1 protein-coding gene and 1 pseudogene are annotated in these 946 nt (G+C 63.5%); both read right to left on the bottom strand.

The features are described from left to right. A pseudogene (locus KPG66_RS15640) lies at positions 1-298 on the bottom strand (siderophore-interacting protein); the annotation flags it as partial. Next, the coding region (locus KPG66_RS15635; RefSeq protein WP_237071399.1) for a PadR family transcriptional regulator at positions 295-946 on the bottom strand (652 nt) is incomplete at its 5' end. The pseudogene KPG66_RS15640 and the gene KPG66_RS15635, both read right to left, overlap by 4 nt.

The following is a 946-nucleotide window of genomic DNA, read 5'->3' as shown; positions in this document are numbered from 1 at the left end:
TAGTCGCGTGCCGGGGGGCGCGGATGATGCTCCGGGAACGCGACGCCATCCGGTCCCACAGTCGGCAACGGGGGTTTATCCATGCCGGGTAATGGAAAAAACACCTTGACGTGGTCGTCGAAGAGGCGGAGACGAAATCATGCAGATCGTCGCCGGCCAGCGTCACACGCACCAGCGTTGGCGTGATTTGCCGCACACGCTTCACGCACAGCAGACGAAACTTCAACGGATGGCGAACGCGTGTCACGGTGCGCTCCGAGCGGTCTCGCCCCGTTACGTTGTCCTGATCAGATGTCATTGGCTTGCCCCCGGCTTCTGCTCGATTTCGGCGACCGCGCGCATCAGGATGGCTGCGATGCGCCGCTGCTCGTCCGGTGGCAGATTATCGCGGCGGTACAGCGCTTGCTTCAGGGCGAGCCGGGCCTCGTTGAATTCCGGCAGCCAAGCCGAGCCCCCCGACATGTCGTCGCCTTCGCCACTGGCGAAAAAGCGGCGGATCATCTCCATCTTGCGACCGATGTGCTGCAGCTTGGCGAGCAGCAGGTCTGCGCGCTCCCTGTTGGCGTCGAGATAGTCGCGCCCGGGATCCGCCAATACGTACCGCTTGCGGTTGCCTTCTAGTTGGACCGTGACGTAGCCGAGTTCCTCGAGGTAGGTCAGGGCCGGATACACCATGCCCGGGCTCGGGCTGTAGTAGCCGTTAGAGCGGGCATCCAATGCCTTGATCAACTCGTACCCATGGCTGGGCTGTTGCGCGATTAGCGCGAGCAGCAGCAATTGCAAGTCGTCGGACGAGAATTTGCGGCCACGTGACATGTTTTCGTCGTCGCCGAAGCCGCCGCTGCCACCGCCGCCCCAGAACGGGCTACTGCCGCCGTGTCGTTGGTGGCTGTGCCGGCCCATCGCGTGGCGTAGCGCGGCAAACGGCATGCAATCGTCCCACGAG

The organism is Mycetohabitans sp. B2 (genome assembly GCF_021733735.1).
In the GTDB taxonomy this organism is placed as follows: Bacteria; Pseudomonadota; Gammaproteobacteria; order Burkholderiales; family Burkholderiaceae; genus Mycetohabitans; species Mycetohabitans rhizoxinica.
This window is presented reverse-complemented; position numbering and strand designations above follow the sequence as displayed.